This is a genomic window from Lihuaxuella thermophila, assembly GCF_900110165.1.
Classification (GTDB): Bacteria; Bacillota; Bacilli; order Thermoactinomycetales; family Thermoactinomycetaceae; genus Lihuaxuella; species Lihuaxuella thermophila.
Genome location: NZ_FOCQ01000030.1, coordinates 1 through 3,966, shown reverse-complemented (window position 1 = coordinate 3,966; position 3,966 = coordinate 1). Strand labels below are relative to the sequence as shown.

Here is a 3,966-nt window from a genome sequence, read left to right as displayed (position 1 = left end):
CTCGCTAGGCTATCTGACGCCGATGGAGGTCTATTCTGGAGAGCTCTCCACTCATGTTGCTTGACCTCCGTCGCATTCTGAGGGTAGCATTACACAAAAGAAGACAGATGAAAATCCTTTTGTTTTGCTTAAATGTCCATGGTGTGGGGCTCAAATGGGGCCTGTTGTCAATAGGGCAAAAAACAATAGTATTGAAATCAAGGGATATAGGAGAACTAAAGAAACTGTCATATATCAGTGTGGTGATGAGTATTGTCATTTTAATAAGTTAAGCAATCCTTTACCACTACAAGTTATTGATGAAGATATTTATAAAGATCCGCCTGCCATGGTAATTGCAACTGTGGATAAATTTGCTATGTTGCCATGGAAAGAAGAGGCAAGGGGGTTGTTTGGTTTCAGAAAAAACGGAGAACGAGTTTCCCCTCCTGATTTAATAATTCAGGATGAACTGCATCTAATTTCAGGACCATTGGGATCGATGGTAGGACACTATGAAACTCTTATAACAACTCTATGCATAAACCCGAATACTGGAAAAGGTCCAAAAGTAATTGCTTCAACTGCAACAATCAGCCGGGCAAAAGAACAAGCTCATGCTTTATACAATTGTGGCATTGAGAATATATTCCAGTTTCCTCCGCAATGTATAGACGCAGGGGAATCGTTTTTTGCTTATGTTGAGAATGATTCCACAAAAAAACCGGGACGTGTTTATGTTGGCATACATGCTTCTGGTCTACCTTCTCATGCAACTGCTCAGGTTCGTGTAATCTCAGCATTACTTCAATCTGTTAAGATGGTAAGTGTTAAAGATGAAAAAGAAAGAGACGCTTACTGGACTATTGTAAACTATTTCAATAGTTTAAGAGAACTCGGGCATGCGGCTACTCTAGTTTCAGCAGATATACCAGAGTACATGAGAGCAATGTGGAACAGGAAAAATATTGCTAAAGAAAATCGAAGATTTATTAACAAACTAATTGAGCTAACTTCAAGGGCAGATTCAAGTGAAATTCCTAAGTACTTACAAGAACTTGAGTTAAAATATCTTGGTAGCAATGACTACAAACCTGTAGACATTTGTCTCGCTACTAATATGATTTCGGTCGGTTTAGATATTTCTCGTTTAGGAATAATGACGGTAATTGGACAACCTAAAACCACCTCAGAATACATTCAGGCTACAAGCAGGGTAGGAAGAAGCTCTGAAGGTCCCGGACTGGTATTTGTTATATATAATACTTCAAAGCCCAGAGATCGATCTTTATACGAGCAGTTTTATACCTATCATTCGAAAATTTACAGTTACGTTGAGCCAACGACCGTAACACCTTTTGCAACTCCAGTTAGGGAAAGAGCACTTCATGCATTAATAGTTGGTCTGGTTCGATATCTGGGGAATGAAGACAATTTAAAAAGCCCATCCCCTGTGCCAAGTGATGATTTACAAAAGATGATCAGTGAAATTATTCTGGAAAGGGTAAAGAATATTGACTCTACGGAATTAGACAATACAAAAAACCTAATTTATAAGAGGTTCCAGGAATGGATAAATTATTCACCAGTGGTTTACGGTAATCCTATGGGCCAGAACATGAATATGCCCCTCATGTATCCTTCCAGTCTTGTGGGCAATCAAGACTTACAGAAAAAAGCATGGGCAACTCCAACTTCTATGAGAAATGTGGATGTTGAGTGCGAAGCACGAGTGATTGATTTCTACCCGGACGAGGAGGACAAGAATTGAAAAAGATTAGACAGAGTCAGTTAATATCGCCATGGGGAGTGGGACAAATCGTTAACTTTCCCAACGATGTGTCCTTAATGGTCTGTGGGTTAGATGCTTGGGAAGAGAGCTATAAACAGGCAGAATTGGATGCAGGTATTGAAGAATTTATAATCAGAGAAGAAAGGCTAGAAAAACAGCTGGGCGTAAGCCAATTTCGCTTACCTCCTGACTACCGGAAAAAGGAAAAAGGAGTTTATAACACTGGTATAACTATACCGTTTGTCAATTTTCCTTTATGGTATTATTGTCCGCGATGTGGATGGATGACCAAGCGCTCCCTGTATTCTGGTAGGACACTTTATTGTACCGGAACTAGGTATGAAAAGGGGCTTTCCTGTCACGAGATAAAAGACTATAGACGCCCTAGACTTATTCCTGTGCGATTTATAACAGTTTGTGAAGAAGGTCATATAGAAGATTTTCCATTCCTTGAATGGGTACACAGAGGAGATAATTATGATTCTAGCAGTTGTCGGCTTCGAATGATGACCGGAAGAAACAGTAGTTTAAGTGGTATTCATATTACTTGTAAATGTGGAGCCAGTAGAAGTATGGCAGGTGCATTTGGAGATGGAGCACTTGAAAAAGTTAAAGAATGTGGTGGTCATCGACCGTGGCTGGGTGAAGTGGATAATAAAGCTAAAGGATGCGGAAAAAACCTGACAGTTGTCCAGAAAGGCGCTTCCAATGTATACTTTCCCATAGTTAAAAGTGCAATATATCTTCCCCAACATGACGATGTTGACTCTAGGATGGCCGAAATACTGGAAAAAGTGTGGAGAGATTCTGGAACCATGATTGAGGGCTCGGATGAAAAAACTTTAGAAGTACTAGTTCATGTATACTCTAAAGAGCACAATGTAAATTCTAAAAAATTGTTGGAGTTAATTAAATCGAGATTAGAACAAAACAGGAGAAATAACCAGAACATACAGAAACCACAGGAAAAAGAAGAGAGCCTAGATGTAAAGATTCGCCGACCTGAGTATCAAGCCATACTCGACGGAGTTGGGGGAGACAGACAGGATTTGTGCGTGAACATTAAACAAACCGGGGAGTACAGGTCATTAGTTTCGCATTATTTTAATAACATAGCTCTGGTACACAAATTAAAAGAAACTCGTGCTTTTGTTGGTTTTACCAGACGGGTTCCACCTGATAGTCACAATGTAGTAAAAAAGAAATTTGATCTAACAATTAAGTCAAAAGTCAACTGGTTGCCAGCGATTGTAGTTAGAGGTGAAGGAATTTTTATTGATTTTAACAGGAATAAATTGGCAGAGTGGGCTGAGAGAAAGTCTGTTATAGAAAGGGTAAAAACGTTAGAAAATAACTTAAAACGGAAAACCTCATATTATGATGAAAAGTTCAAACTAAACCCTAAATTTGTTCTGTTGCATACGTTTGCCCACTTACTAATAAATCAGTTAAGTTTTGAATGTGGTTATGGAAGCTCTTCTTTAAGAGAGAGAATCTATTGTAGTCATGATGGATCAGACGAGGAAATGAATGGTATTTTGATCTATACAGCTTCCAATGATTCTGAAGGGTCTTTAGGTGGTCTGGTTAGACAGGGTTTGCCGGGAAGACTTGAGAATAGTATCTATGCCGCTCTACAGAATGCAAGATGGTGTTCTTCTGATCCTGTTTGTATTCAAAGTCTCGGCCAGGGACCTGATTCTTGTAATCTAGCGGCATGTCACAATTGTACATTGTTGCCAGAGACTTCCTGTGAATTCGGGAACAGAATGCTGGATCGTGCTTTAATATTAGGTTCTGATATTGATGAAAGTATCGGGTATTTTTCACTATCTGAGATAGATGATTTGATTAAAGAACCATCTTTAGTCCTATAAAATCATAATAAATAGTATTGATAGTCGTACAGAAAAATGTACGACTATCAACTTTATCGAAGAAAGGGTTAATGATTTTTTACTAATATTTGTTCAACAAATAGATTTGTTAGGGTGAGTAATACGTGAATTTCATTGATTTGTTTGCAGGAGCAGGTGGACTTTCCGAAGGGTTCATAAAACAGGGATTCAAACCAATCGCACATGTGGAAATGGATAAAAATATAGCGCCCCAATTTAAAATGCGACGGTTAGATGTGTAGAGCTCTCCGGTTTTGATAGAATTCTGCTTAAGGAGGAACCGGAGATGAAACGTCG

The 3,966-nt window shown here is 38.9% G+C and carries 3 protein-coding genes; all 3 read left to right on the top strand.

Features of this window, described 5'->3' with window-relative positions:
* Positions 1-154 precede the first annotated feature (154 nt).
* A complete protein-coding gene (locus tag BMW55_RS18790; protein WP_089973355.1) occupies positions 155-1,750 on the top strand; it encodes a helicase-related protein in 1,596 nt (531 codons plus the stop codon).
* The gene (drmB, locus tag BMW55_RS18785; RefSeq protein WP_089973352.1) at positions 1,747-3,648 is read left to right on the top strand and encodes a DUF1998 domain-containing protein; all 1,902 of its coding nucleotides are present in this window, start codon (positions 1,747-1,749) and stop codon (positions 3,646-3,648) included. Before BMW55_RS18790 ends, drmB begins: the two co-directional genes overlap by 4 nt.
* A 125-nt stretch (positions 3,649-3,773) precedes the next feature.
* On the top strand, positions 3,774-3,911 hold the full coding sequence (locus BMW55_RS19135; RefSeq protein WP_244527630.1) for a DNA cytosine methyltransferase: 138 nt from the start codon (positions 3,774-3,776) through the stop codon (positions 3,909-3,911).
* Positions 3,912-3,966: the final 55 nt, after the last annotated feature.